Source organism: Erythrobacter sp. SN6-5 (assembly GCF_057364945.1).
This window is the reverse complement of record NZ_CP200282.1, coordinates 2,539,840-2,564,839: the sequence shown is the minus strand read 5'-3', so window position 1 is coordinate 2,564,839 and position 25,000 is coordinate 2,539,840. Positions and strand designations below refer to the sequence as shown.

The following is a 25,000-nucleotide window of genomic DNA, read 5'->3' as shown; positions in this document are numbered from 1 at the left end:
CAATGACCGACCTTTCAAAAATCCGCAATTTCTCGATCATCGCGCATATCGATCATGGGAAGTCGACTTTGGCCGACCGCCTGATCCAGTTTACGGGCGGGCTGACCGCGCGCGAAATGAGCGAGCAAGTCCTTGATAACATGGACATCGAGAAGGAGCGCGGGATCACCATCAAGGCCCAGACCGTGCGCCTCAATTATAAGGCGAAGGACGGCGAGACCTATCAGCTCAACCTGATGGACACGCCGGGCCACGTCGATTTCGCCTATGAGGTCAGCCGCAGCCTGGCCGCATGCGAAGGCGCCTTGCTGGTCGTCGACGCTGCGCAAGGTGTGGAGGCGCAAACCCTCGCGAATGTCTATCAATCGATCGAGCATGATCACGAGATTGTACCCGTCATCAACAAGGTCGACCTGCCCGCCGCGGAGCCGGAGCGTGTGCGCGAGGAAATCGAGGAAGTGATCGGCCTCGACGCGTCCGAAGCGGTCATGTCCAGCGCGAAGACCGGCATCGGGATCGAAGACGTGCTGGAGGCAGTCGTCGCCAAAATCCCGCCGCCCAAGGGAGAGCGTGACAAGCCGCTGAAGGCGAGCCTCGTCGACAGCTGGTACGACCCCTATCTCGGCGTCGTCATTCTGGTTCGCGTGATCGAGGGCTTCCTCAAAAAGGGCCAGAACATCACCTTTATGCAGGGCGGGACGCAGCACCTTGTCGACCGCGTCGGCTGTTTCACGCCTAAGCGTGAGGATCTGGACGATCTGGGCCCGGGTGAGATCGGTTTCATCACTGCGCAAATCAAAGAGGTGGAGCAGGCCCGCGTTGGTGACACGATCACCACGGTGAAGGGCGGGGCGAGCGAGGCTCTGCCGGGCTATAAAGAAGTGCAGCCGGTGGTGTTCTGCGGCCTGTTCCCGGTCGACGCGGCGGATTTTGAGAAGCTGCGCGAGAGCATCGGCAAGCTGCGCCTGAATGACGCCAGCTTCAGTTTCGAAATGGAAAGCTCCGCCGCATTGGGCTTTGGCTTCCGCGCGGGCTTCCTTGGCCTGCTGCACCTTGAGATCATTCAAGAACGCCTTAGCCGCGAGTATGACCTTGATCTGATCACCACCGCGCCGTCGGTCGTTTACCGCCTGCAATTGGGCAAGACGAAGAACGAGGATGCGAAGGAAATCATGCTGCACAATCCCGCCGATTGGCCGGATGTGAACCGCATTGAAATGATCGAAGAGCCTTGGATCAAGGCGGTGATTTACAGCCCGGATGATTACCTCGGGGCGATCCTGAAACTGTGCCAGGACCGTCGCGGGGTTCAGACCGATCTGACCTATGTCGGTGGGCGCGCGCAGGTGACCTATGAGTTGCCGCTTAATGAGGTGGTGTTTGATTTTTACGACCGTCTCAAATCAATTTCACGCGGCTATGCGAGCTTTGATTACGAGCAGATTGGCCTGCGCGAAGGCGACCTGGTGAAGATGAACATTCTGGTCAATAATGAGCCGGTTGATGCCCTGTCATTGATCGTCCATTCAGGGGTTGCGGAGGAGCGTGGCCGCGGCATGTGCGAACGCCTGAAAGACCTGATCCCGCGCCACTTGTTCAAGATCCCAGTGCAGGCCGCGATCGGCGGCAAGATCATCGCGCGTGAGACGATTTCAGCGATGCGCAAAGACGTGACCGCGAAATGCTATGGCGGCGATATTTCCCGCAAGAAGAAGCTGCTGGAGAAGCAGAAAAAGGGCAAAGCCAAGATGCGTGAGTACGGCAATGTGAGTATTCCGCAGGAGGCGTTTATCGCCGCGCTGCGGATGGGGGAAGAGTGAAGCCCCGCGCCTAGTGCAGGCGATAGCGCAGCTATCGGCAAGCTAGAAGCGAGAGGCTGTAACTCCGGCCAGCGGGTCGGCCTTAGCCGAACCCGACTGACGTCACGCGGCGCATGAAGCGATTGCGCGAGCAATCGCGGAACGGCGCGTGGCGGTTTGGTTGTCCATCACCAGAGCTTTCCTTGAAAGCGACAAGTTAGAAGCCGGTGCGCGTTAGCGCATCGCGTATTCCGACCGACCTCGGCGCGGAGCGTCGAGGATCGGAAGCGAAGTTGGCCAAAGGCCACCAGGCGGGCCAGCGGACCCGGGCCGCGACGGAGAAGGCCAGGAAAGCGACAAACTAGAGACGAGAGGCTATAACTCCGGACGACGTGTTAGCGACATCCCATGCCTGTTTTGCGCCCGATTCCTAGATGTCGACGTTCGGGTGTCTTGATTGACTTTATATGAGAATGCTGAAGCTCGATATAAACTTCTGCATCTGGCGGGTGAAAGCGGTCACAGGTGAACCTATCGGGTCGGCGTAACCCAACCCCACGCCTCTGCTTGCTGGAAAGCTGCGGCGTTCTGGCTGGCGAGCATCTGAAAGCGCGGCCGCAAGCTGGGTGGAATTGTCTGCGGGTTCGGAAACCGCTCGATGAATTCGGTGCGCAGCAGCTCACCATGCGCAGAACCGCGTGTCAGCATCGCGTGAACATCGGTCGGGTAGTATTCGAGAAGCACGTCAGCGACCGCAATAGCCTCATCATAGCGGCCTTGGCTCATAAGCCATTCAGTGACGGTGCTGGCTATCACGGCAATGCTCTCGCGCTTGGTCAGCACGCCTAGATAGATGCCACTATCAACCTGCGCCTGTGTGACGCCCATCTGCTCGAAATATTCGCTCTCGCGGGCGGGATGGCCTCCTCTTGTAGACTCGATGGCAATGCTCCGCCCATTTGTCGGGCTGGTGTAGCGCATGAACACATGGAGCGGTGCGGTCGATAGTGAGACGTTTAATCCAAGCCTCTCGGCCACTATAAGCTGCAATATCGGCATCGAGACGCAGTTGCCCCGCCGCGTATCAAAGTATGTTGCGAGGAGCTTGTTGCGCAGGTCTTGGCCATAGGGATCGTCATGGTCGTAGACGAATGGCCTGTTCGCGTTCCAGGCCCCAGCCTCGTAAATGACCTGCCGTGTTGCTTTGAGCTTATCCACGTCGCTGCCGCCCGCCGCTATGCGTGTCGCCGCATTGGCGAGCTGGTCAATCTCGGCCGTTACCGCCGCCTCGTCCATTTCTAGTGCGATGATACGGTCGAAGGTCAGCTTCGCACGCTCGTAGCTCAACTCACTATCAGGTGCAGATAGGACAGCGTGCACCACATCGGCAGGCGACTGGGCGGATGTTGAAGAAGAGCATATCGCGGCGATCAGCATCACGAAACACCAAGCCAAGTTCGACAACCTCACGCGAGTAAGCCTTCAACTAACAGGTGGAAAGATGCCGACAGGACTATTCAGAAAATAGAGCGAATAATCGCAGACGTCACAAATATTTTGATAACGCTCAACGCCTTTGCTTCCATATAGAAAAACCGTTCGCTTAGCATCAAATTCACAGGATATTAAAAATGTATCGTGATTGTCCTGATCGGTAAAAGATTGGCACTCAATACCTTTAAAATTATAGCTCTCCTTCATTTCATCTGTAGGTACAGCAATATTAACTTGCCCTTTAATGCAAAAGAAATCTATGTTACTACATAGTTCCTGCGCCCCACCTATATCAGTTACCTCATACGGGCGCTGCGGGTCGTCGGTGTAAATTGCGTATGCATAGTTTCCTGCCTCTAGATCAAAGAGGGCAACTTCCTTTGTTATTTCAGAGGCATAAGCAATTCTATGGTCATAGTGCGACCACTTATTGATTTCGGGCGCAGATTTTTCGCAGCCTGATACAGAGGCTGCAGCAACTATCGCTGCCATCCAAAACTTCATCTCGACGGGCGGCCCAAGAGCACTTTAGCCGCGTCGTTGTAGGGCGCCCGATGGCGAGAACCAAAAGCTTGACTCCTAAATATCCTGTTACGGAGGTCGTTGCGACCGAAAGGTTCTACGAAAGCGGCTTGGCCTTCACTTAAATGCAGCCCTTCATGGGTAAACGTGGTTTGCTGCCCAAAAGCATCTTTCTGGAAAAGTCGCCTATAGACTGTAATCGTCTGAGAGCCGTCAGCACGCCTACTACCTGGACCTCCTTCAGCTTGAGCATATGCTCGATTCGCACCTCTGGCAGTCGTGCTTGCTGGCTGCGCAACGACCTCTGCATCAACCAAGCGCTGCCCGACCTCGCCCGCAGTAAAGGTCGAACTCACTTCTTTTCCATCAAGCTTCAAAGTAATAGAAACTTGTCTGTCAGGGTTACTCATCAGTTCATTCACCGCACTTGTATAAGCGGAATTAACCTCAGCAATCTCATCGTCTGACAAGTTTCCTGTATCGTCGAGTGAGCAAGAGAAACCTTCTCCACTCTCGGCAGAAACACAGCTCAAACCCGTTGGATCGATGCCATTTATCGGATCATTGCCAACGTAGGCATAGAGATTGACTTGATCCTCGTAGCCTATCGGATCAGTCTGCAAAAAGCGTGCATGTGCAGATGAGGCACTGACGGTCGCTATTGCGATTGTTACGACGGTGAAAATCGGCTTTTGCAACATTCGCCTCCACTAATGTTAGAAGGAGTTTTAACACTTCGACGAGTAAAAGCTAGTCGCAGTTCGATCTTTTTTGATACTATTCTATGGAGTTCGGCAACCACCTAGAGTTAGTGAGCGAGGCATAGCAAGTCCGTCATTTCCGTAACTGGGTCGTGAGCGGAATGGCGACTCTTCGCTTCTGATTGGACTAACGCGAACATTCCGCAATCGGCAATTTTCAGTCATAGCCGTAGTTAGTTCTAGTACTACGATTCCCAACTTTTATCCTTAGTGCTCAACCGCGTCTTAGGCTTCGCAACCTTGCGCTCCCGCACCTGATGCTTCGCGTTCACGATCTCGGGCTCTGTGTTCCGCAGGTGTTTGTTTGTTTTGCCTCAAGCGCCTAGCGCTCACCTCCGTTCGCTTGGCTATCCTCGCATAAGCTCGGGCGGGCAGTCGCCCTTGCCGCTCGCTGATCGCTCGCCGGATCATCGCCATCCAGTAGGCGTTGGGCTTGCGTTCCGCGAAACGCGGAGCGATCACCGCTATCCAACAATCAGGCTGCTTTGAAATCGCGCAGCTGCGCTCTCATTTTCCTACTCCCACGCAGGGCGCTATGGCGCGGTTATGCGCTCGTATCTCAACCTTGATCGGAAAAAGCGATTAGTCAGCCGCGTTCTGATCGATTGGATTTTTGGCCTAAAACTGTGTTCCAGCCGTTCCAAGCGTGGCTCACGTGCGGTGAACCGAGTGCTGCTCGGATATGCGAGAGATGTGCATGAAGTGTGGTTTGCGGCGTCAACTTCACTTGGCGTTCACGTAAGGCGCGGTTATAGGTGGAGTATGACCACTGCCCCTGATAGCGCTCGCTCTTTCGCCCGTATCCTCCGCAAGTCTGCCATGTTGGCGGGCCTAGCCGGTGCCACGCTGTTTACCACGGCTTGTGGCGGGGGCTCTGCCAATGAAGACGTGGCCTATGTCGCGCGGGACGTGGAATCGCTTTATGGCGAGGCGAAGCGGCGGATGGATACCGGCAACACGCTGCTCGCCGCCGCGCTGTTTGACGAGGTTGAGCGGCAGCACCCATATTCGCCATGGGCGCGGCGGGCGCAATTGATGAGCGCTTTCAGCTATTACGTGGCGCGTGATTACAACAAGGCAATCCAGAGCTCTCAGCGGTTCCTGTCGATCCACCCGGGTAACAAGGATGCGCCCTATGCGTATTATCTGATCGCGCTGAGCTATTACGAGCAGATCAGCGATGTGAACCGCGACCAGAAGATCACAGAGCAGGCGAAGACGGCCCTGCGCGAGGTGAACCGGCGTTTCCCGGCGAGCGAATATGCCGCCGATGCGCGGTTGAAGCTGGACCTGGTGGATGATCACTTGGCCGACAAGGAAATGGAAATTGGGCGCTATTATCAGCGTTCTGGCCGGTGGCTGGCGGCGAATTTGCGGTTCCGCAATGTGCTGGAGAATTTTGATACGACCAGCCATGCGCCAGAAGCTTTGTACCGCCTGACGGAGAGCAGCCTGGCGCTGGGCGTGCCGAACGAAGCGGTGAAATATGCCGCTGTGCTGGGCGCGAACTATCCCGGTGATGAATGGTACGAAAAGGCCTTTGAGCTGGTTCAGGACCACGCAGCGGGCGTTTCTCCAAGCTGATTGGCTTGTGGCTGCGGGGTTTGGGGCAATCCCTTAGGCCCGTGCTAGCTCCGCATTAACCAAATATCATCTGCTGTGCGTTAGTCCGCGCGGCCATGAGACGTTCGTTTTGCTTTACCCTATTTGCGCCGCTGTTTGCCTGTCTGGCAGCGGTTGGCCTTACTGCGCCTGCCACTGCGCACCCTGACCACGGATTGGTCGGAGGGGCAGATGCTGGGCCTGGCGAGATTTTGATTGGCGGAATGCTCGACGGGCGCCGTGATGGCGTCAAGTTTGATGGCATTGCGGTGACGATCAATGGCGCCCCGACCGATCTGGCCGAGGACGGGCATTTCACCGCCGCGGTGCAACTCGCACCCTATTACCGCGTCGACATCAAAGGCGAGCGCATTTTCACCATGGTACAAACCTTCGGCAATGCAGAGCTGCGCGATGCGCGCTGTGATTGCCTGTCGATCCCGCCGATAGAGATGGTCGCGCGTAAAAAGGGCCGCATCGAGCTGTTCTTTGGCGGCGATAGCATGGCGGGTCGGCGCTATTTCTCGGCCCCGCGCGGTGAAGAGGCGGTGCTCGATAAGGTGACGCTGGACAGCGATTTGGATCACCTTTTTACCGCCATCACACCCTATCTAGAGACCAGCGATCTGGCCTCGATCAATCTGGAATCCGTGGTCGCAGCGGAGCAACCTGGACCGCTCGGCACCCAAGAAATACTTGTTCTTCTCCCCGCCGGAACTGACGCATGCTCTGGCGCGTGCAGGAATTGATCACGTCTCACTGGGCAACAATCACACCGCCGATTACCGCGATGCCGGGTTGAAAACTACGATTGACGCCTTGGACGCCGCCGGTGTTGCATGGTCTGGCGCGGGCATGGATGTGACCGAGGCAGAGCGCGCCTCTCGCTTCGATCTCGCCGAGCACAAGCTGGGCATCTATGGCTTTGTCGGATGGCGCGGCACATGGACGCCGAACCAGACCGCCACCGAAATCAAAGGCGGTGCAGCCTGGGGCAAGCGCAGCGATGTCGAGCGCGTGACCAAGCGTGAACGACGTGCCGGATATGTTCCGATTATGCATTTCCACGGCAATATGGAATATGCCGACCGGCCATCGGAATTGTCGCTCCCACGTTTCCGCGCTGCGATTGAAAAAGGCTCTCCGCTGGTCATCGGCCACCACCCGCACGTGACCCACGGGTTAGAGATATATCGCGGCGGATTGATCGCGCATTCGCTCGGCAATTTCCTGTTTGATCAGGAGCACCCGCACACCCAAGTCACTTACGCGCTGAAGGTCTGGTTGGAAAAGGGAGAGTTCCTGCGCGCAGAAGCGATCCCGCTTAACATGCTCGATTACCGCCCCGTTCCGGCAACCGGCGGCATGCGTCAGGCGGTGCTAACCCGGCTGCATTGGCTGTCGGAAGAGATGGGCACTGTGCTGGCGCAGACAGGTGGGCACTCCGCCGTTTGGGCCAAACGCAGGGGCATTGAGCGCCCGCAATGCCGTTTCCCCAAAGAGTTCAACCTTGCGCATTTCGCACCTGCCTGCATCAGCGAGCGGGGCAGTTATGGCCGCAATATGATCCCGCGCGGCGACTTTGAAAGCACTCAGTTTGAGCTGGCCGGGGACCGGTTCTGGATGTCGCGCAATGCCGCGATTGATTTCCGCACTTGGTCGAATGGCGAAGGCTATATGGCGCTGCTGCCCGACGGCGGACCCAAACTGCCTTATCTCTATTCGCGTTCTTACATTCGTGATGTCTATGCGACCCGCTTTACCCTGCAGAGCAAGATCAAATTTCCCCGCGACGCCGAGGTGGAATTGATCTTAAAGGAGCGCCCGCAAGAAGGGGCCGCGCCATCATCCTCCATTCGCGGAACATCGATCGGCACAATCGAACTAGCCGGAGGCGACTGGCGCGATTTGAAATTCGATTTCAACCGTCCGGAAGAGACCAATGGAGCGGCGCGCGCATTCCGAGTGATCCTGAAAATCCGTTTCAAAGACAAACGGGCCGCTGGCGACAAGACCATTGAGCTGGATGATTTTGAGCTGATTGAATGGCCTGATGAAGACAGCCAGAAAGACCCGGCGCAGGCGTGGCGGTGGACCCATTACCAGCCCAATATTTTACGTGCTGAAAGCAGCCCGACTAGCCCCTCCGCTGGCGAGTAATACTCAGACAAAACCTCGGCGAATGCACGCAGCGCAAAACTAGCTGTTTGTTGTCTCAGCTCAGCAGGTGACGTGCGGCATTTGAGCGGTTAGAAAACCCGCTGAAATGCTGACCCGCCTGTCCATCCGCAATATCGTGCTTATCGAGGCGCTTGACCTAGAGTTTACGCGCGGGTTGGGCGTGCTCACCGGCGAAACAGGCGCGGGTAAGTCGATCTTGCTCGATGCGCTCGGCCTCGTGCTGGGCGACCGGGCAGAGACTTCTTTGGTGCGCGCGTGCGAGGCCAAGGCCAGTGTAACTGCCAGTTTTGAATTTGGCGCGTTTCCTGCCGCAATCGTCGCCACATTGGATGATGCAGATATAGAGTTGGAGCCGGGAGAGCCGCTGATCATTCGCCGTCAGGTGAAGGCCGATGGCGGTTCCAAGGCCTTTATCAATGACCAGCCTGTTGGCGTTGCCTTGCTGCGAGAGCTTTCCGCATCTCTGGTTGAACTGCACGGACAGCATGATGATCGCGGGCTGGTGAACCCGCGCGGGCACCGCGCTTTGCTGGATCGGTATGCCGGGACGGATCTGGGTGGATTGGAGCGCGCATGGCAGGCATGCGCCAAGACAGAGGCGCAATTGGCCGAGGCACGCGGCACGGTGGAGCAGGCCGCAGCTGATCAGGAATTGCTGCTCGCCCATCTGGCTGAACTGACCGAGATTGAGCCGCAGGCGGGCGAAGAGGTTCGCCTCGCGGAGACCCGCGCCGCCATGCAAAAGGGCGAGAAATTATCCGGTGATTTGGAGGAGCTGCGCCATATTTGGGAAGGCTCAGATTCGCCGCTGGCATCGCTGCGGGTGGCCGCACGCAAGCTGGATCGGATCGCGGGCGAGCATCCCTTGCTGACCGAGGCATTGGCAGCGCTGGACCGCGCTGTGATAGAAGCGGGCGAGGCGGAGGATCGCTTAATGGATGCGGGCAATGCTCTGGTCCATGATCCCCAGGCGCTGGATGCTGCTGAGACGCGTTTGTTTGAACTAAGAGCGATTGCGCGCAAGCATCGCTGCGATGTTGATGACCTGCCAGAGCTGATGCGTGACATGCGGGCACAACTTGACGCAATTGAGGGCGGTGAGGCGCAATTGGACGCGCTGGAAACCGCCGCCCGTGAAGCGCGAGAGATATATCTGGCTAAGGCGGAAAAAGCGCATGCTGTGCGACTGAAAGCGGCCAAGAAACTGGACAAGGCTGTTGAGGCAGAACTGGCCCCGTTGAAGCTGGACGCCGCGCGTTTCCTGACCGCGGTGGGTAAATTGCCAGAAGACAAATGGGGCGCGGCCGGAATGGACAGCGCCGAATTTCTGATTGCGACCAATCCAGGCGCCGATTTTGCGCCGCTCAACAAGATCGCATCGGGCGGCGAATTGTCGCGCTTTATCCTCGCGCTGAAGGTGGCCTTGGCCGAGCAGGGCGGGGCCGCAACCGTAATCTTTGACGAGATTGATCGCGGCGTTGGCGGCGCGGTGGCAAGCGCGATTGGAGAGCGGCTTGCAAGGCTGGCCGACAGCGGCCAATTGCTGGCCGTGACGCACTCCCCGCAAGTCGCCGCGCGCGGCGGGCAGCATTATCTTATCGCTAAGGCGTCCAGCGGCACCGTTACCAAAACTTCGGTCTCGAAACTGAGTTCAAAGGAGCGCAAGGAAGAGATCGCGAGGATGCTGTCGGGCGCGGAAGTCACACCAGAGGCGCGCGCGCAGGCGGACCGTTTGTTGGAGAACGCATGATGGAAGGCGTGAAGCCTAAAATGAGCGGCCTGCAAATCCTGGCATTGGTCGCCGGGATTTTCGCGATCCTGGGTGCGACAGTGTCGTGGCTCGTGGTGATCATGGTAAGCTCGCACTACAGTCCAATAGATGCAGATACCTGGCCAACCTATGCGATAACGACCGCGATGTGGCTCGTCTTTTCCGGCGCAGTTGGATGGCTGATGCTGCGGCTTACTCGGGGATATGCGTCGGCTAGAGGCTGGGCTATCGCTGGCTGCTTTGGTGCGGCGCTCTTGATATTGTCGATGTTTGTTTTGGTTGAGTGAGTCTTGCAGCGATCCCCAACACTTCCCAAAATGATGGAGTTGCGTGATGCAGCGGCGTGAATTTGCAGGCCTTGCTGCATTATCCTTGTTGGGCGGGTGCTCAACCAGACTTTTAGGAGCTCAACACTTGGAAGAAATGTATGGTCTGATCGGCCAGATGAAAACCGCTGAAGGTAAGCGTGCAGAAGTTATTTCTGCCTTGCTCGAAGGTACACGTGATATGCCAGGAAACATCGCCTATATGATCGGCGAAGACCTCGAAGACCCCAACTCGATTTGGATCACCGAAGTTTGGCAGACGAAGACTGATCATGCGAACAGCCTCCAGATGTCTTCAGTCCAGGCGGCAATTGGCAAGGCGCGCCCGCACATTGCTGGTTTCGGAACGCGGGTAGAGACAAAGCCTGTAATGGGAGCCTGAATTGGCGAACCTCTCAGAAGCCGATGCAGCCAATGAGCTGATGCGCCTCGCGCGCCTGATCGCGAAGCATGATAAGCTCTATCATGCGCAGGACAATCCGGAGATCACCGACCAGGAATATGACGCGCTGGTGCGGCGTAATGCGGAATTGGAGGCGGCGTTTCCGCATCTGATCCGTGATGATAGCCCGTCCAAAAATGTCGGCCATCAAATTGCTGCATCGCCGCTGAGCAAGGTGACGCATGAGGTTCGCATGATGAGCCTCGACAATGGTTTCTCGCGCGAAGAGATTGAGGAATGGACCGCGCGGGTGCGGCGTTTCCTCTCCCTGGATGATGGGCAGGTGATGGCTTTCACTGCTGAGGATAAGATTGACGGACTGTCCTGCAGCTTGCGTTATGAAGGCAGCAAGCTGGTGCGTGCGGCGACGCGAGGCGATGGGCAGGTCGGCGAAGATGTGACCGCCAATGTGCAGCATATTGCCGACATTCCGCAGGAACTGCGCGGTAATGATGTGCCCGATGTATTCGAAGTGCGCGGTGAAGTTTATATGGAAAGACAGGCCTTTGCTGCGCTTAATGCTGCGCAGCAGGAGGTGGAGGCAAAGTTGTTTGCGAACCCCCGCAACGCCGCCGCAGGATCGCTACGCCAGAAGGATGCCAGCGTCACAGCAAAACGCGTTTTGCGGTTCTGGGCGCATGGTTGGGGCGCGGCTTCCGCAGTTCCGGGCGCAACCCAAAGCGAGGTTGTGGAGACCTTGCGGCGCTGGGGCTTTCCGATCTCGCCGCTGTTCAAACGCGTTGAGAGCACGGATGCTTTGATCGCGCATTATGAGAAAATTGGCGCTGTTCGTCCGGACCTCGATTACGAGATCGATGGTGTGGTCTATAAGGTCGACCGGCTTGATTGGCAGGGTCGGCTTGGCTTTGTTGCGAAGGCTCCGCGTTGGGCGTTGGCGCACAAATTTCCGGCCGAGCAGGCGCAGACTACGCTGGAGGCGATCGACATTCAGGTCGGGCGCACCGGCAAGCTGACCCCGGTCGGCAGGCTCGCCCCGGTTCTGGTTGGCGGGGTGACGGTCACCAATGTGACGCTGCACAATCGCGATGAGATCGCGCGCCTGGGCGTGCGGCCAGGTGACCGGATTGTCGTTCAGCGCGCCGGTGATGTGATCCCGCAGGTGGTCGACAATCTGACCCGCGATGCGGAGCGCGAGCCTTTCGATTTCCCTGAGATTTGCCCGGAGTGCGGCAGCGAGGCTGCGCGTGAAGAGGGCGAGGTTGATATGCGCTGCACCGGCGGGCTGATCTGCTCGGCTCAACGGACCCAGCGGCTTGAACATTTTGTCAGCCGCAAGGCGATGGATATTGATGGGCTGGGCGAGAAGACCATTGACCAGTTCTTTGAGCTTGGTTGGCTGGAAAGCCCGGCTGGTATCTTCCGCCTGAAGGATCGCCGCAACAACATTCTGGCGTTGGAAGGTTGGCAGGAAAAGTCGGTCGACAACCTCGTCGCCTCTATCGAGGCAAAGCGTGAACCGGATGCAGCAAAATTGCTGTTCGGTCTGGGCATTCGCCATGTTGGTGAGGTCACTGCACGCGACCTGATGAAGGCGCTGAGTGACATCAATATGCTGCGGAATGCTGCGCAGCAATTTTCAACATATCGCCTTGAAAATCCACTGGGCGATGACGAGAAACCGTCACCGTTCAAGGCCCGCATGGACAACGCCGCGAAAGACATTTTCGGCGTCAGCGATGGGTTCGGCGCGACGGTCGCGCATTCGCTCGCAGATTTTTTTCACGAGCCGCACAATGTCGCCGTTTGGGAAGATATGCTGAGCCAGGTTTCACCGCTGCGGCCTATGTGGTAGAAACGCTCGACAGTCCGGTCGCGGGTAAGACCGTGGTGTTTACCGGCAAGTTGGAGACAATGAGCCGCGATGAAGCGAAAGCGCAGGCCGAACGGCTTGGCGCAAAGGCCAGCGGCTCAGTCAGCGCCAAGACCGATATTCTGGTTGCAGGGCCGGGGGCGGGATCGAAACTCAAAAAGGCGCAAAGCCTGGGGATTGAAGTGATGGATGAGGCAGGCTGGGCCGCAATTGTGGCGGCGGCGGGATGAGCTGCAAGATCGAAAAACGCGCCGAGGCGGAGGTCTCCGGTTATTTTCGCAAGCTGATGCGCGATCTGGAATCGCCGCGCGAAGTGCGCCGTTTTGGCAGTGGCTGGTTCGCTGGCTTTTTCGCGCTGCTTTTTTCAATCGCAGGGTTCTTCCTTGTCATCGCGCTCCGCTTTCCAGAATGGTTCGCGACACCAGAACTAGAGATCGTCAAGGAATGGACCGGGTTTCGCACGCTCGTGCACGGTGTTCTGCTGGCGAGTTACTCGCTGGCATTGCTGAGCTTGCTGTTGAGGCCGCGCAAGGTGCTGGGCGTGAGCGCGTTGGTCATTGGCATTGGAGCAGCCTTGCTCGGCGGTGCCAATGTTCAGCCAGAGGAGACGAACAGTTGGGGAATCTTTTTCGGTCTCGATTTCTTTATCGTCAACTTGCTGGTCACCGGCTTGATGTTCGCCCCATTCGAAAGGCTGTTCCCGCATCGCCGCGAGCAGCGCTTGTTCCGTAATGAATGGCGAGAGGATCTGTTCTATTTCCTGGTCAGCACAATGTTTGTGCAGATACTTACGTTTCTAACGCTTGCGCCTTCGACCATCATCAACGCGAACACCAATAGCTGGGAGGCGTTTCGTGCGGGTGTCGCCGACCTGCCATGGCTGGTTCAATTCGTGATCGTCTTGGTTGCGTCTGATTTCCTGCAATATTGGTATCACCGCCTGTTCCATAAGGTTCCATTCCTTTGGGGCTTTCACGCGATCCATCACAGCGCAAAGTCGATGGATTGGCTTGCCGGTTCGCGCATGCATTTGATTGAGGTTGTGTTGCTGCGAATGGTGACCAGCCTGCCGCTCTTTACGCTCGGGTTCAGTCCATCGGTAATGCAGGTCTATCTGGGTTTCATATACGTTTGGTCGTCGCTGCTTCACGCGAATGTCGGCGGAGATTTCGACCGTCTTGGACATTGGCTGGCAACGCCAAGGTTTCACCATTGGCATCACGGCTTGGAACAAGAGGCGTTTGATGTGAATTTCGCGATACATTTTCCGTGGATCGACAAGCTGTTTGGCACCTTCCATCTTCCGAAAGGACGCTGGCCAAAGGACTATGGTATTCCTGAGGATGTGCCGCGTAGCTATCTTAAACAGATGGCCTACCCATGGACCCGCAAACCGAAAGATCAGGAATAATGCTCACGGAAGCGCACCCACAGGCGCTGCGGATTGCCGATCTCTTGCGTGCTCGCGGTGAGAAAATTGCGGTGGCCGATGGTGCAACCGGAGGATTGATCGCGGCCAGCATGTTGAGTGTGCCTGGCGCGCTCGATTTTTTTGTTGGCGGCGGCGTGGTCTATTCGTTCCGGGCGCGCGATGTTCTGTTTGATCTACCGCGCGAGGCCTATAAGGGCATGCGCGGCGCGAGCGAAGAATACGCCCTGCTTCAAGCGCGCGCGATCCGCGATAATTTTGGTGCAGATTGGGGCATCGCTGAGAGCGGCTCTGTCGGCGGCAGCAAGCATCCGAGTGGCGCGCCATCTGGGCGCAGTTGCGCAGCGCTTATCGGGCCAGAGAGCGAGCACACGCTTGTGCTGGAGACAGGCAGCGAAAACCGGATCGAAAACATGCAGGCCTTCACTCGCAATGCGCTCAATCTGCTGGAGCAAACACTCAGCGAGTGAAAAATTCTGAGTAACTGTCGAATCCGACTTGCCAGTTTCGTCTTCTGATCAGAGCCTCGCCGCGGTGGCGCGGGCCACAAAGGAGAAGACCCATGCAATATATGTTGCTGATCACCGAAGATGAGAACATTTATAAGGGTGATGATGGTGGCAAATTGATGGAGGAAACCGTTGGCAAACACATGGCGTTAATCGCAGATATGGAAAAGGCTGGCGTCTATGGCGGAGGCAATCGATTGCAGCCTGGAGCCACTGCCACGACCATCAAATACAAAGCTGGTGAGGGCACTTTGCATGATGGTCCCTATGCTGAAACGCATGAAGAACTGGGTGGCTACTACATCATCGAAGCGGATGATCTCGACACAGCCATTGAATGGGCTCGTAGAATTCCAGTGCCTGGCAATGGCGGGATCGAAGTGCGCCCCGTTTGGCAGGAGTGACTTTGGCGGCCGCGTCTGTGCAAATCGCTGATGCCATTGCAGAGGCGCGGCCGCGCGTGATCGCGGCTCTTGCTGCGCAACTACGCGATCTGGATATGGCGGAGGATGCCTTCGCCGAAGCGGCGGAGACGTACATTTCCAAAGGTGTCGCGGCAGACCGTCCCGCCGCGTGGCTCTTCGTCACAGCTAAGCGCAAGGCGCTCGACGCGATGCGTAGGCAGGCGGCTCAGGACCGGGCTGTCAGCGATGCGGCCCAGGTAAGCGAGATGAGCAATGTTATCCAATTGCCCGAAGCGATACCGGACGAACGGCTGCGGCTGATCTTCATCTGCTGTCATCCAGCGATTGCTTTGGAGGCGCGCACGGCATTAGCGCTGAAGGTGATTTGCGGTGTGCCAGTGTCGGAAATTGCGCGAGTCTTTGTGTGCAATGAACCAGCCATGTTTCAGCGCATCACGCGGGCCAAAACAAAGATCCACAAAGCAGGCATTGCGTTCGAATTGCCACCGCGAACGGCATGGGCAGAGCGGTTAGATGCGGTACTCCTCACCTTGGAATTGGCCTATACGGTGGCATATCAGGATGCGGCGAACGAACGCGATGGAGAGCTGGCGGGTGAGGTCTCACGGCTTGCCAATATGTTGACCGAATTGCTGCCAAAGGAGCCGGAAGTGTTGGGGCTGGCGGCGCTCATCGCGCTTGCAAGATCGCGGGAGGCGGCGAGGGTGGATGAGGCCGGAGCAATGGTCCCTCTGTCTCAGCAGGATTGCAGCCTTTGGGACGGCGCACTGATTGAACATGCGCGGCTCTTTCTTGATCAGGCGCATGCATTTTCGCGAACCGGGCCGTATCAAGTGATGGCCGCAATTCAGCTGTGCCATGCGCGGCGCCGGACCGATGGTACGACCGATTGGGCGGCAATCTTGAAGTTTTATGATGCACTCATGGTGATGCGGCCGGGCGCTGTGGTGGCGTTGAACCGGGCGGTTGCACTGTCGCAAGCGGAGAGTCCTGCCGCTGGGCTTGCTGCGTTGGAAGAGCTTCCGAAAGAGAAGCTCCAATCACTTAGGCCCTATCATGCGGCGCGAGCGGATATGATGATCCGATTGGGGCGCGATGAAGAGGCAAAGGTATCTCTGAATGCAGCATTGAAACTCAGTCCGCGCAGCGCAGAACGGCGATATTTAGAGCAACGCTTTGCAAGGATTGAATAGAGTTTAGCGCTCGCCCAGCTCCGTGCGATGCACCGGGAGCCACTTCATCACCCCGCCAGACATAGGCGTCCAAAGACCGGTGCGTATGTCCGCCATCGCTAGCCGATTGCTGGTCCATTGGTTGCACGTCTGTGTGAGATTGTAGCTTGGGATCGCGGTGTAATACGCATCCCGGCTGAACGTATCGCGTTCGTAATCGCGAAACGGGTCGGCGCCCAGCGGCGGCAGGTCTGCTTCAATTGCTTTGACCAAGGCTTTGTATTGTTCGCCCGACACGCGCATCGCGCGGCGCTCTTTATCGAGGGGCGGATTGATATAGCGGCTGACGCGGATCACGCCGGGTCCGCCAATGGTCCCGATCCTGAGCGCGCTGGATACCGACAGATCGGAGATTTGCGGTATCTCCATCATGGCTTGCCGGTCGCCAAATCCAATCGCGACATGGGTCGGCTCGGCGGTGCCCAGCCATTCATTCGCGCTGGGAAATGTCTCGCGCCAATCCTTGTGCGCATTGGCCACCGGCAACACGAATTGCGTGTGCACTCCATTGGTCTCAACCATGATCGTAACCGGATCGGCGATCGGCTCCTCAGCGAGTGTGCCGCGCGGGATCATTGATCCAAACCATGCGGTGAGCAGGAACACCGCAAGTGCAGCCACCAAGGCGATGAGCGCATATTTCAGCGCCCGACCAATTCTGGGCAGCACCTTGCTGGCCATCAGGTGCCGCGCCGCCGCAGCCACAGGATCGACCAATCGCCCCTGATAAGGCGTGCGGTCAGGCGAAAGCCAGCGCGGCGATAGGCTCGGCGAATGCCTTGCTCCTGCGTGGTCAGCAAGCCGGCAAGCAAGACGCTGCCGCCTGGCGGAACAGAGGCGGCGAAATCAGGTGCCAGCTCGGTCAGCGGTCCTGCCAGAATATTGGCGATCAAGAGGTCATAAGGCGCGCGTGCCCGCAGCAATGGATCGTCCATGCCATCCGCGATCACCATCGCCATTTCGCCAGGGCGCGGGCCAAGTCGGATGGTATTGAGGGCGGCATTATCCTCAATCACGTGGACGCAGACGGGATCGATATCGGATGCGGTGGCGCGCGCAGCAGGCCAAAGCTTGAGCGCCGCGAAACCGAGCAGCCCTGTGCCTGTGCCGATATCGGCGAGATTGCGCGCATTCATCCCGGTGCGCTTCATCGCCGCGAGCATTTCGAGACAGCCAGCGGTGGTCTCATGCTGGCCGGTGCCAAAGGCTTGGGCCGCTGGGATCGCAAAATTGATGGCAGATGGGTCTGGCGCAAAATCGGGCGTATGAATGTAGAATGGTCCGGCGCGGATCGGCTCGACGCCTTGCTGGCTCAGAGTGAGCCAATCCTGATCGGGCAATTTCTCGACCGTGATCTTGGGCGCTTTACCGGCGAACAGATTGGTAAGAGCGCTCTTTTGCGCTGCCCCAGGCTTGCTCGGATACCACCCTTCCAGCACCCATTCCTGTGGGCGATCCTCGGCAATTTCGCGGCCAGAAATGACGAGATCAAAATCCCAATCATCCAGCTCATCATGCGTCAGCAGAGCGGCCTGGACGGCCTTCTTTGGCGCAAAGGCCGATAGCTTCCAACTTGTGCTCATTCGCTAGCGGCTTCTTTGGCGAGGCGGGCATCAAGATCGCGGTGCTTTTTGGCGACATATTTAGCGCAGGGCGCTTCCATGGCCAGCAGGCCGCCCTTTTCAAACCATTGGAACAACTGCCCATGCGATGGATGCGCAGCGATCAAGATATCGCAGTCAATGGCTGTCAAACGATCAAGGCCCGCGCGATACTTTGCCAAGTAATCCGGATGATCGGAGAAGCGATATCCATCTGCGCTAACCGGAGAGAGGCTGTCAGCATAGACGATGGTTTTGCAAACGTCGTTTTCGCAGCTTTCCCATTCCCAACTTGTCGCGCCGGGCGTGTGACCCGGGGTTGCGATAGAGCGGACAGAGGTTTGTCCTGTGCCCATTGCATCCCCGTCCTGATGGATAATGTCGACGCGAACGGGTGAAAATGGCTCATGCATCCCGTTTTGCGGGTCGCCCGGTTGATCGCGGCCTGTACGCATCGCCTCGGCGCCCGCCTCCAGCGAAACCAGAGTTGCCCCGGTCAGCTCCTGCAAATAGGCCATGCCGCCAACATGGTCGAAATGTTCGTGGCTAAATCCGAGCAGGAGTATGTCGTTCGGGTTGAAGCCCAAGCTCTCGATGTTGCTCTCTACAACGCGGGCTCCTGCCTCGGTCCCGCTATCGAGCAGGATGTGGCCGCTGTCATCGGTGATCAGGATCGCAGAGATACCGCATGTGCCGACGTAATAGGAACTGCCGTGAATCTTGAAGGGCGGGGCAGGCTTGTCCCAGTCGTCCCAAGGCTCGCAGGCGTCAAGAAATGCTTGCTGGTCAGCAGGTAACCCAGAAGGCTCTTCTTCGTTCGCGAGCGACGTAGAACAAGCTGTGAGCAACAACGCGCTCGTGATCACGCCCAATCTACCGAACATAGCTCGCTCCATTGGCGTCAATCACCGCGCCGGTCATGCTGGGTGGGGCATCCAGCGCACAGAATGTGATGATGCGCGCGATCTCTTCTGGCTGAGCGACTTTGCCCAAAGGAATGTCTTTCAGCAGACCGTCGCCGCCGCGACTCTCCAGATAATCTCCGGCCATGGCCGTATCTGTAAAGCCCGGAGCTATCGCATAGCTGAATATGCCTTCACTGGCATAAGCGCGCGCGATGGTCTTGTGCATGGCCAGCATGCCGCCCTTTGCCGCGGCATAATGCCAATGCGCAGGCAGAATCGCCCCGGTGCCCGGCGCGGCTAGCGACATGCACTATGCGTCCTGTGATACCCGTGCTTTGCCAATGGCGCACCGCAAAGCGGGAAAGCTGGGCCGCGGCGGTTAGGTTGATGCGCAAGGTGTCTTCCCACCCGTCCAGCCAGGCAATGTCGGAACCATCCAGCGGATTGGCGTCAAACAGTCCCGCATTGTTGATCAGCACATCCACTTTGCCGCCGGTTCTCTCCAGCATTGCGTCCCATAGGGCCTGCGCTGCGCCGGGATCGGTGAAGTCTGCGGCGATCGTCTGATCATCGCCGCTGCGTGTCGCGTGGCCGATCACTTTTGCCCCGCGCGCTGTCAGTTCTTCGCGGGCCGCCGCGCCGATCCCACGGCTCGATCCGGTAAGGAGAATGTACTTCATGCAACACTCTATCCAAAACTTTGCACCGGGAGTCGAGCGCTCACCGCTTGTCACACGCGATTGTCACGTTAAGTGGGGGGAACGAAATGTATGGGATCAAAAAATAATGGCGAATAGACCGCTTTCCCCCCACTTGCAGATCTGGCGCTGGGGGCCGCACATGCTGGTTTCGATTTTGCACCGGGTATCCGGCGACGGCTTGGCAATTGTTGGCCTGGCTGTATTGGTTTGGTGGCTTGGCGCATTGGCGAGCGGACCAGAGGCGTATAATGCGTTTCAGACGGTAGCAACTTCGCCCTTTGGCTATGTTGTGCTGGTCGGTCTGACATGGGCATTCTTCACCCATATGATGAGCGGCCTGCGGCACTTTGTCCTCGACATCGGCGCTGGCTATGAATTGAATGCCAATAAGATCTGGTCAATTGCATCACCCATTCTGGCGATCCTCCTCACTGCGGCCTTCTGGGGCTTCATGCTAAGCAAGCAGGGAGTGATCTGATGGGTAGTGGAACTTCACTCGGAAAAGTACGCGGTCTCGGCTCTTCGCATGCTGGCGCGCATCATTGGCTGCTGCAGCGCTTTACGGCGATTGGCAATGTTGTCCTCACGATCTGGCTGGTGGCCAGCATCATGCTGCTGCCGGATCTTGGATATGCCACGGTCAGCGGTTGGATCTCTCACCCCGTGCCAGCCACGGCGATGATCCTGCTGGTGATCTGCACATTCTGGCACGCGCGCCTGGGGCTTCAGGTGCTGATCGAAGATTATGTCGAAAACAGCGGCACCAAATTTGGCGTGATCGCTGCACTCAACCTTGCTGTCATTGGCGGCGGTGCATTCGCTATCTTTAGCGTCGCCCGGCTCGCACTCGGAGGAGCCGCCTGATGGCTGACCTGAATTCCTACAAGATTATCGATCACACGTACGACGTTGTTGTTGTTGGCGCTGGCGGCTCTGGCCTGCGCGCAACCATGGGCGCGGCCGAGGCTGGCCTGCGCACTGCCAATATTTCTAAGGTTTTCCCAACCCGTTCGCACACTGTCGCGGCGCAAGGCGGGATCGCGGCATCGCTGGGCAATAACACGCCTGATCACTGGTCATGGCATATGTATGACACGGTGAAGGGCGCAGATTGGCTGGGCGATCAAGACGCGATTGAATATCTCGCGCGGGAAGCACCCGCCGCTGTTTACGAGCTGGAGCACGCTGGTGTTCCGTTCTCTCGCAACGAAGACGGCACGATTTATCAGCGCCCCTTTGGCGGCCACATGCAGAATATGGGCGATGGCCCGCCGGTTCAGCGGACTTGCGCCGCGGCCGATCGTACCGGTCACGCCATGCTGCACGCGCTCTATCAGCAGAGCCTGAAGTATGACGCGGATTTCTTCATCGAATATTTCGCGCTCGACCTGATCATGACGGGCGAGGGGGGAATCGCAAATGCGTCGGCGTGATTGCTCAGTGCCTGGACGATGGCACCATTCACCGGTTCCGTGCGCAAAACGTAGTGCTGGCAACCGGCGGCTATGGTCGCTGCTATTATACGGCGACTTCGGCGCATACCTGCACCGGCGATGGCGGCGGCATGGTGTTACGCGCTGGCCTGCCTTTGCAGGATATGGAATTTGTTCAATTCCACCCAACCGGCATTTATGGCGCGGGCGTCCTGATCACAGAAGGCGCGCGGGGCGAGGGCGGTTACCTCACCAATAGCGAGGGTGAACGGTTTATGGAGCGCTACGCTCCATCGGCAAAAGACCTTGCTTCGCGCGACGTGGTCAGCCGTTCTATGGCGTTGGAAATGCGCGAAGGGCGCGGCGTGGGCGCAGATGGTGATCACATTCATCTGCACCTCGATCACATTGATCCAAAGGTCTTGGCTGAGCGCCTGCCGGGCATCACCGAAAGCGGCAAGATTTTCGCTGGCGTCGATCTGACCAAGCAGGCTCTGCCAGTCACTCCGACCGTGCACTATAATATGGGCGGCATCCCCTGCAATTATCACGGCGAGGTTGTGACCATCGGCCCGGATGGCAATCCGGATCACGTGGTCCCCGGCCTGTTCGCCGTGGGCGAGGCAGCCTGTGTGTCGGTACACGGCGCAAACCGTCTGGGTTCCAACTCGCTAATCGATCTCGTGGTGTTTGGCCGCGCGACCGGTCATCGTCTGCGCGACATTACGAAGGCGGGCGCAAGCCAGCCAGAGCTGCCCGCAGATAGCGCCGAGCTGGCGCTCAGTCGGCTTGACCATTTCCGTTATGCGCAGGGCGGTTCACCAACCGCACAAATCCGCAGCGAAATGCAAAAGGGCATGCAGAAACATGCGGCTGTGTTCCGTGACAGCGCTCTGCTCGAAGAAGGCGTCAAAATCCTGGCCGAGCAGAACAAGCGGATGGAAGACATTCACGTGTCCGACCAATCGCTCGTTTGGAACAGCGATTTGATCGAAACGCTGGAGCTCGACAATCTGATGTCACAGGCGAATGTGACCATGGCGAGCGCGGCGAACCGCAAGGAAAGCCGCGGAGCGCACAGCCACGAAGATTTCCCGGATCGCAACGACAAAGAATGGATGAAGCACACCATCACCTGGTTTGATGGTTGGGGCGGCGGCGCCAAGGGCAGCGGCAAAGGCGATATGAAGATCGATTATCGCCCCGTGCACGAATACACACTGACCGACGATGCGACCTATATCGAACCGAAAGCGCGGGTTTATTGATGGCTAAATTTTTTTCTTCGCTTGGTTTCAGCAAAAGGGATGTGATCGCGAAGGAAGTTCTAGACGGTGCCATTCGAACGTTGAGAGCGGCAGGTTTCGATGAAAATGAAATAGCTGATCTCTTTCACGAAGTCAGCTTGTTGGATGTCAACGAAGTCGAAAGAGCGCCAGATCCCAAAGTCCGGATAGAAGTGTCGTCCGACAATTTTCAAAACTCGGCAGACAGATACAGCTTTGAAGAAGGGTTTGAAGAATTGACCTGCGTACAGGCGTTAAATCGCTTGGCGAAAAGGCACGAACGCACGTGGATGTTCGAAGATTCTGACGAAGCCGATAGTGCTTTAGAGGCTGTAAAACAGGCTCTACCATTGGGCGGGCAAGCCCAAGCTTGGCTCAGATCAAATGCGAGCAAATCAGGACTTGAGATAGGAGGTCTTCGTGATGAATGGGTCACTCAAGCGTCGGATTCCGAACTTGATAACGAAGAAGGGTTCGTGTTTTTCGATGATTGGCGTTTCAAGACACGCTTTCCTTGGGAGTTGATCGAAACTTTAGCTCGCTACTTTGCCGGAAGAGGCGACGCCCATGGATTGTCAGCATTGGAAAAGGAGGTCGAAACCTCTGGCGTGGTTCTCGACGGTCGTATTTTTGAGCAGCTTGACGAAGCGAAAAGATCAGTCGTCCATTTTTCGTCCTACAAGGGTTTTCTGTTCTCGTTGTCTGGCACAGGCGAAAAGATGCGTGCGGAAATTCAGAATGATTTCGCGAATGATCAAGGGCTTGATGATACGCAAATGCTGGATAGGTGGCTCGACGAAATTGCGTCTGAAAATTCTAATGTATCGATTTATAAGAGGTCAAATCGGTGGCGAATTGAGGTGGTCTGATCATGGGTAAGCAGGCGTCTCTGACGTATATCCTTCGACAGGCTCAGGACGAATGTGGCTTCTGTTTGAACCGTTTGATCCATTTCGATAGACTGCGAACCAATGGTGCATACGAGACCTGCCTTCAGGCTTGACGCTATCCATCGCTCCGCACACCATAAGCCTCATATGAAACGGGGCGCATCTTTTCGAATCGCGGTCGCGGCGCTCGCGTTGGTGGTCGCTGGGCCAGCCTATACTCAGAGCAATTCGGACAGCGCCAGCAATCCCAATCAGCCGCCGCCGCACACCAAGCCGTGGCCCAATTTCGTCTCGGGTCAAAACCGTGCTGCGATCAATGCCAGTCTGGCTGCATCGCCAGAGTTTGAGCGTGAGAGTTCGCCCGCGGCTTTGCTCCGCCAGCGGCGCAAGCTGGATGCGGTATTCAGCGCGCTACAGCCCAATCGCCCTGGGACCGTCGATGCTTATGTCCTCACCGTGGCGCTGGATAGCGATCCGGTGTTTGCCCGCGAAGCGCGCGAGGCAGCCAAAGTGCTTTCGCGGCGATATGGCGCGGCGGGGCGCACGATCACGCTGGCTTAGCCCAGATGGAACGAGCAACGAGCTGCCCAAAGGCTCGATCAGCGCGTTTCTCTCTACCCTCGCGCACATTTCAGAGGTTATGGACACCAGCGAAGACGTGCTGGTGCTCTACACCACCAGCCACGGTCTGCAGCAGGGCTTGGCCTATCACTATGGCGACACCGGCTATGGCGTGCTGTCGCCTGACCGTTTCAAGGCCGCACTGGAAGAGCTGGGCATAGAGCGGCGGGTTCTGATTATCAGCGCATGTTATGCGGGTGTGTTCGTGCCGAAACTCGCCAGTGACAACACGGCTATCCTGACTGCGGCGGCGGACAATCGCACCTCATTCGGGTGTCAGGCGGACAATGATTGGACATTCTTTGGTGATGCGCTGATCAACAATGCGCTGCGAAAACCGCAATCCTTGGCTGATGCTTCAAAGGAAGCAAACCGTTCAATCGCGGATTGGGAGGCCAAGGCGCGGGTTTTCGCCTCTTTGCCGCAGACGCAGATCGGCGCCAAAGTGAGCGAGTGGATGCCAGCGCTCCGTGCGCGTACGCCTCAGGCAGCAGGCACTCCGATTGGGCGCCCAGCGATCAGCACGCTGGGTTCGAACACCTCTAGTCAGCCGGTTCCTCGGTCTCGCTAGGCGCTCGCCGCGCCTCGACGATAGTAACAGGCTCAGCCAAAATTTGGCCCTTCATCCAGCCTTCGCCCTTCGCTGGATCGATTGGGGCGGCATGGATTGCCTCAACGACACTCATCCCATCGGTGACATAGCCAAACACCGCATAGCCATTGCGCCAGACTGGATCATCTGAGTTGGAGTTCGCGTCCAGCCCAGTCTGATCGCCGAGCACAATAGAGAAATCGCCATTGGCCGTGCCGGGTTCGCCCATCGCCATGGATAGCGCGCCGCGCGTGTGGCTGAGCCCGGTGACAGTGGTCGGCTCGTGCTCGATACCGTCAAGGATACGGTCTGGGTCCCATTGGGTGCCGCCCTGGATCAGGCCATTGGGCTGCTTTCCCCAATCAAGTGGCATAGCGCGGTAGAAAACGGTGCCATCGAAGCGGTCCTCATCAACATAGCGTAAGAAGTTCGCCGCCGTAATCGGCGCGCGCTCCGTTTCCAGCGCAATGGTGATCTCGCCCAACTGGGTATCCAGAACGACGCTGACAGTTTCAAACTGAGGCTCTGGCTCTGGCGTGGCGAGAATATCATCGGGTTCCTGGGCGTGCGCGCCCGGAGCGATAAGCAATGTGGCCGATGCGAATAGTGATTTCTTCCATGTCATTCGTCGGAGGATATCGCAGTCT

The 25,000-nt window shown here is 57.5% G+C and carries 25 protein-coding genes and 2 pseudogenes; 19 read left to right on the top strand and 8 right to left on the bottom strand.

Annotated features, from left to right (window positions below):
- The first annotated feature begins 2 nt into the window (after positions 1 to 2).
- Positions 3 to 1,820 carry a translation elongation factor 4 gene (gene lepA / locus AC0V6Z_RS12795; RefSeq protein ID WP_472638832.1) on the top strand — a complete coding sequence of 606 codons (1,818 nt, stop codon included), beginning with the start codon at positions 3 to 5 and terminating at the stop codon, positions 1,818 to 1,820.
- A 510-nt stretch (positions 1,821 to 2,330) separates the two neighbouring features.
- Here the strand turns inward: lepA and AC0V6Z_RS12790 are convergent.
- Genes AC0V6Z_RS12790 through AC0V6Z_RS12780 form a run of 3 tightly spaced genes read right to left on the bottom strand, consistent with a single transcriptional unit; the run spans position 2,331 to position 4,513 of the window.
- Positions 2,331 to 3,269 (bottom strand): transglutaminase family protein, encoded by a 939-nt coding sequence (locus tag AC0V6Z_RS12790; protein WP_472638831.1) that lies wholly within the window; start codon positions 3,267 to 3,269, stop codon positions 2,331 to 2,333.
- Between the two features lie 12 nt (positions 3,270 to 3,281).
- Positions 3,282 to 3,785 (bottom strand): hypothetical protein, encoded by a 504-nt coding sequence (locus AC0V6Z_RS12785; RefSeq protein WP_472638830.1) that lies wholly within the window; start codon positions 3,783 to 3,785, stop codon positions 3,282 to 3,284.
- An 8-nt stretch (positions 3,786 to 3,793) separates the two neighbouring features.
- A complete protein-coding gene (locus AC0V6Z_RS12780) occupies positions 3,794 to 4,513 on the bottom strand; it encodes an RHS repeat-associated core domain-containing protein (RefSeq protein WP_486176489.1) in 720 nt (239 codons plus the stop codon).
- Between the two features lie 882 nt (positions 4,514 to 5,395).
- On the opposite strand from AC0V6Z_RS12780, the gene AC0V6Z_RS12775 reads away from it, so the two are divergent.
- The 12 genes from AC0V6Z_RS12775 (at position 5,396) to AC0V6Z_RS12720 (ending at position 16,285) form a co-directional block, all read left to right on the top strand.
- The gene (locus AC0V6Z_RS12775; protein WP_472640918.1) at positions 5,396 to 6,160 is read left to right on the top strand and encodes an outer membrane protein assembly factor BamD; all 765 of its coding nucleotides are present in this window, start codon (positions 5,396 to 5,398) and stop codon (positions 6,158 to 6,160) included.
- Positions 6,161 to 6,255: 95 nt separating this feature from the next.
- The gene (locus AC0V6Z_RS12770) at positions 6,256 to 6,927 is read left to right on the top strand and encodes a hypothetical protein (protein ID WP_472638828.1); all 672 of its coding nucleotides are present in this window, start codon (positions 6,256 to 6,258) and stop codon (positions 6,925 to 6,927) included.
- Positions 6,875 to 8,338, top strand: coding sequence for a CapA family protein (locus tag AC0V6Z_RS12765; protein WP_472638827.1), 1,464 nt, complete (start codon positions 6,875 to 6,877; stop codon positions 8,336 to 8,338). Before AC0V6Z_RS12770 ends, AC0V6Z_RS12765 begins: the two co-directional genes overlap by 53 nt.
- 106 nt (positions 8,339 to 8,444) lie before the next feature.
- Positions 8,445 to 10,109 carry a DNA repair protein RecN gene (gene recN / locus AC0V6Z_RS12760; RefSeq protein WP_472638826.1) on the top strand — a complete coding sequence of 555 codons (1,665 nt, stop codon included), beginning with the start codon at positions 8,445 to 8,447 and terminating at the stop codon, positions 10,107 to 10,109.
- Positions 10,110 to 10,129: 20 nt separating this feature from the next.
- A complete protein-coding gene (locus tag AC0V6Z_RS12755) occupies positions 10,130 to 10,417 on the top strand; it encodes a hypothetical protein (protein ID WP_472638825.1) in 288 nt (95 codons plus the stop codon).
- Between the two features lie 136 nt (positions 10,418 to 10,553).
- Positions 10,554 to 10,838: a putative quinol monooxygenase gene (locus AC0V6Z_RS12750; protein ID WP_472640917.1), complete on the top strand. Its 285-nt coding sequence runs from the start codon at positions 10,554 to 10,556 to the stop codon at positions 10,836 to 10,838.
- A 40-nt stretch (positions 10,839 to 10,878) separates the two neighbouring features.
- A complete protein-coding gene (gene ligA / locus AC0V6Z_RS12745) occupies positions 10,879 to 12,711 on the top strand; it encodes an NAD-dependent DNA ligase LigA (RefSeq protein ID WP_472640916.1) in 1,833 nt (610 codons plus the stop codon).
- On the top strand, positions 12,705 to 12,959 hold the full coding sequence (locus tag AC0V6Z_RS12740) for a BRCT domain-containing protein (RefSeq protein WP_472638824.1): 255 nt from the start codon (positions 12,705 to 12,707) through the stop codon (positions 12,957 to 12,959). Before ligA ends, AC0V6Z_RS12740 begins: the two co-directional genes overlap by 7 nt.
- Entirely contained in the window at positions 12,956 to 14,140 is a 1,185-nt protein-coding gene (locus AC0V6Z_RS12735; RefSeq protein ID WP_472638823.1) for a sterol desaturase family protein, read from the top strand. Before AC0V6Z_RS12740 ends, AC0V6Z_RS12735 begins: the two co-directional genes overlap by 4 nt.
- Positions 14,140 to 14,628 (top strand): CinA family protein, encoded by a 489-nt coding sequence (locus tag AC0V6Z_RS12730; protein WP_472638822.1) that lies wholly within the window; start codon positions 14,140 to 14,142, stop codon positions 14,626 to 14,628. The genes AC0V6Z_RS12735 and AC0V6Z_RS12730 overlap by 1 nt, the downstream gene beginning before the upstream one ends.
- 92 nt (positions 14,629 to 14,720) lie before the next feature.
- Entirely contained in the window at positions 14,721 to 15,071 is a 351-nt protein-coding gene (locus tag AC0V6Z_RS12725) for a YciI family protein (RefSeq protein ID WP_472638821.1), read from the top strand.
- 2 nt (positions 15,072 to 15,073) lie between these two features.
- Positions 15,074 to 16,285, top strand: coding sequence for an RNA polymerase sigma factor (locus tag AC0V6Z_RS12720; RefSeq protein ID WP_472638820.1), 1,212 nt, complete (start codon positions 15,074 to 15,076; stop codon positions 16,283 to 16,285).
- A gap of 3 nt (positions 16,286 to 16,288) precedes the next feature.
- Here AC0V6Z_RS12720 and AC0V6Z_RS12715 read toward each other — a convergent pair whose 3' ends face one another.
- The 4 genes and pseudogenes from AC0V6Z_RS12715 to AC0V6Z_RS12700 form a co-directional block, all read right to left on the bottom strand.
- Positions 16,289 to 17,005 carry a DUF2459 domain-containing protein gene (locus AC0V6Z_RS12715; RefSeq protein WP_472638819.1) on the bottom strand — a complete coding sequence of 239 codons (717 nt, stop codon included), beginning with the start codon at positions 17,003 to 17,005 and terminating at the stop codon, positions 16,289 to 16,291.
- The gene (locus AC0V6Z_RS12710) at positions 17,005 to 17,907 is read right to left on the bottom strand and encodes a 50S ribosomal protein L11 methyltransferase (RefSeq protein ID WP_472638818.1); all 903 of its coding nucleotides are present in this window, start codon (positions 17,905 to 17,907) and stop codon (positions 17,005 to 17,007) included. The genes AC0V6Z_RS12715 and AC0V6Z_RS12710 overlap by 1 nt, the downstream gene beginning before the upstream one ends.
- Positions 17,904 to 18,809 carry a subclass B3 metallo-beta-lactamase gene (gene bla / locus AC0V6Z_RS12705; RefSeq protein WP_472638817.1) on the bottom strand — a complete coding sequence of 302 codons (906 nt, stop codon included), beginning with the start codon at positions 18,807 to 18,809 and terminating at the stop codon, positions 17,904 to 17,906. The genes AC0V6Z_RS12710 and bla overlap by 4 nt, the downstream gene beginning before the upstream one ends.
- Positions 18,799 to 19,510, bottom strand: a pseudogene (locus AC0V6Z_RS12700) (SDR family NAD(P)-dependent oxidoreductase). The gene bla and the pseudogene AC0V6Z_RS12700 overlap by 11 nt, the downstream one beginning before the upstream one ends.
- Before the next feature lie 106 nt (positions 19,511 to 19,616).
- On the opposite strand from AC0V6Z_RS12700, the gene sdhC reads away from it, so the two are divergent.
- The 6 genes and pseudogenes from sdhC (at position 19,617) to AC0V6Z_RS12670 (ending at position 24,332) form a co-directional block, all read left to right on the top strand.
- The gene (gene sdhC, locus AC0V6Z_RS12695; protein ID WP_472638816.1) at positions 19,617 to 20,009 is read left to right on the top strand and encodes a succinate dehydrogenase, cytochrome b556 subunit; all 393 of its coding nucleotides are present in this window, start codon (positions 19,617 to 19,619) and stop codon (positions 20,007 to 20,009) included.
- Positions 20,009 to 20,395, top strand: coding sequence for a succinate dehydrogenase, hydrophobic membrane anchor protein (gene sdhD, locus AC0V6Z_RS12690; RefSeq protein WP_472638815.1), 387 nt, complete (start codon positions 20,009 to 20,011; stop codon positions 20,393 to 20,395). Before sdhC ends, sdhD begins: the two co-directional genes overlap by 1 nt.
- Positions 20,395 to 22,232, top strand: a pseudogene (gene sdhA / locus AC0V6Z_RS12685) (succinate dehydrogenase flavoprotein subunit). Before sdhD ends, sdhA begins: the two are co-directional and overlap by 1 nt.
- Entirely contained in the window at positions 22,232 to 23,119 is an 888-nt protein-coding gene (locus tag AC0V6Z_RS12680; protein ID WP_472638814.1) for a hypothetical protein, read from the top strand. The pseudogene sdhA and the gene AC0V6Z_RS12680 overlap by 1 nt, the downstream one beginning before the upstream one ends.
- A 168-nt stretch (positions 23,120 to 23,287) precedes the next feature.
- Positions 23,288 to 23,701: a hypothetical protein gene (locus tag AC0V6Z_RS12675; protein WP_472638813.1), complete on the top strand. Its 414-nt coding sequence runs from the start codon at positions 23,288 to 23,290 to the stop codon at positions 23,699 to 23,701.
- Positions 23,667 to 24,332, top strand: a complete 666-nt coding sequence (locus AC0V6Z_RS12670; protein ID WP_472638812.1) for a C13 family peptidase — start codon at positions 23,667 to 23,669, stop codon at positions 24,330 to 24,332. Before AC0V6Z_RS12675 ends, AC0V6Z_RS12670 begins: the two co-directional genes overlap by 35 nt.
- On the opposite strand, the gene AC0V6Z_RS12665 is transcribed toward AC0V6Z_RS12670, so the two are convergent.
- A complete protein-coding gene (locus AC0V6Z_RS12665) occupies positions 24,304 to 24,978 on the bottom strand; it encodes a peptidylprolyl isomerase (RefSeq protein WP_472638811.1) in 675 nt (224 codons plus the stop codon). The two genes, AC0V6Z_RS12670 and AC0V6Z_RS12665, sit on opposite strands and share 29 nt — an antisense overlap.
- Positions 24,979 to 25,000 lie beyond the last annotated feature (22 nt).

Bases quoted from the DNA above. Each gene is read 5' to 3' on its own strand.
- AC0V6Z_RS12670 (WP_472638812.1), top strand. From the start codon at position 23,667: ATGGCGCGGCGGGGCGCACGATCACGCTGGCTTAGCCCAGATGGAACG.
- sdhC (WP_472638816.1), top strand. From the start codon at position 19,617: ATGGCGAATAGACCGCTTTCCCCCCACTTGCAGATCTGGCGCTGGGGG.
- AC0V6Z_RS12715 (WP_472638819.1), bottom strand. From the start codon at position 17,005: ATGGCCAGCAAGGTGCTGCCCAGAATTGGTCGGGCGCTGAAATATGCG.
- AC0V6Z_RS12665 (WP_472638811.1), bottom strand. From the start codon at position 24,978: ATGACATGGAAGAAATCACTATTCGCATCGGCCACATTGCTTATCGCT.
- AC0V6Z_RS12680 (WP_472638814.1), top strand. From the start codon at position 22,232: ATGGCTAAATTTTTTTCTTCGCTTGGTTTCAGCAAAAGGGATGTGATC.
- AC0V6Z_RS12750 (WP_472640917.1), top strand. From the start codon at position 10,554: ATGTATGGTCTGATCGGCCAGATGAAAACCGCTGAAGGTAAGCGTGCA.
- AC0V6Z_RS12710 (WP_472638818.1), bottom strand. From the start codon at position 17,907: ATGAGCACAAGTTGGAAGCTATCGGCCTTTGCGCCAAAGAAGGCCGTC.
- AC0V6Z_RS12725 (WP_472638821.1), top strand. From the start codon at position 14,721: ATGCAATATATGTTGCTGATCACCGAAGATGAGAACATTTATAAGGGT.
- AC0V6Z_RS12775 (WP_472640918.1), top strand. From the start codon at position 5,396: ATGTTGGCGGGCCTAGCCGGTGCCACGCTGTTTACCACGGCTTGTGGC.
- AC0V6Z_RS12785 (WP_472638830.1), bottom strand. From the start codon at position 3,785: ATGGCAGCGATAGTTGCTGCAGCCTCTGTATCAGGCTGCGAAAAATCT.
- recN (WP_472638826.1), top strand. From the start codon at position 8,445: ATGCTGACCCGCCTGTCCATCCGCAATATCGTGCTTATCGAGGCGCTT.
- bla (WP_472638817.1), bottom strand. From the start codon at position 18,809: ATGTTCGGTAGATTGGGCGTGATCACGAGCGCGTTGTTGCTCACAGCT.
- sdhD (WP_472638815.1), top strand. From the start codon at position 20,009: ATGGGTAGTGGAACTTCACTCGGAAAAGTACGCGGTCTCGGCTCTTCG.
- AC0V6Z_RS12770 (WP_472638828.1), top strand. From the start codon at position 6,256: ATGAGACGTTCGTTTTGCTTTACCCTATTTGCGCCGCTGTTTGCCTGT.
- ligA (WP_472640916.1), top strand. From the start codon at position 10,879: ATGCGCCTCGCGCGCCTGATCGCGAAGCATGATAAGCTCTATCATGCG.
- AC0V6Z_RS12735 (WP_472638823.1), top strand. From the start codon at position 12,956: ATGAGCTGCAAGATCGAAAAACGCGCCGAGGCGGAGGTCTCCGGTTAT.
- AC0V6Z_RS12675 (WP_472638813.1), top strand. From the start codon at position 23,288: ATGAAACGGGGCGCATCTTTTCGAATCGCGGTCGCGGCGCTCGCGTTG.
- AC0V6Z_RS12755 (WP_472638825.1), top strand. From the start codon at position 10,130: ATGAGCGGCCTGCAAATCCTGGCATTGGTCGCCGGGATTTTCGCGATC.
- AC0V6Z_RS12730 (WP_472638822.1), top strand. From the start codon at position 14,140: ATGCTCACGGAAGCGCACCCACAGGCGCTGCGGATTGCCGATCTCTTG.
- lepA (WP_472638832.1), top strand. From the start codon at position 3: ATGACCGACCTTTCAAAAATCCGCAATTTCTCGATCATCGCGCATATC.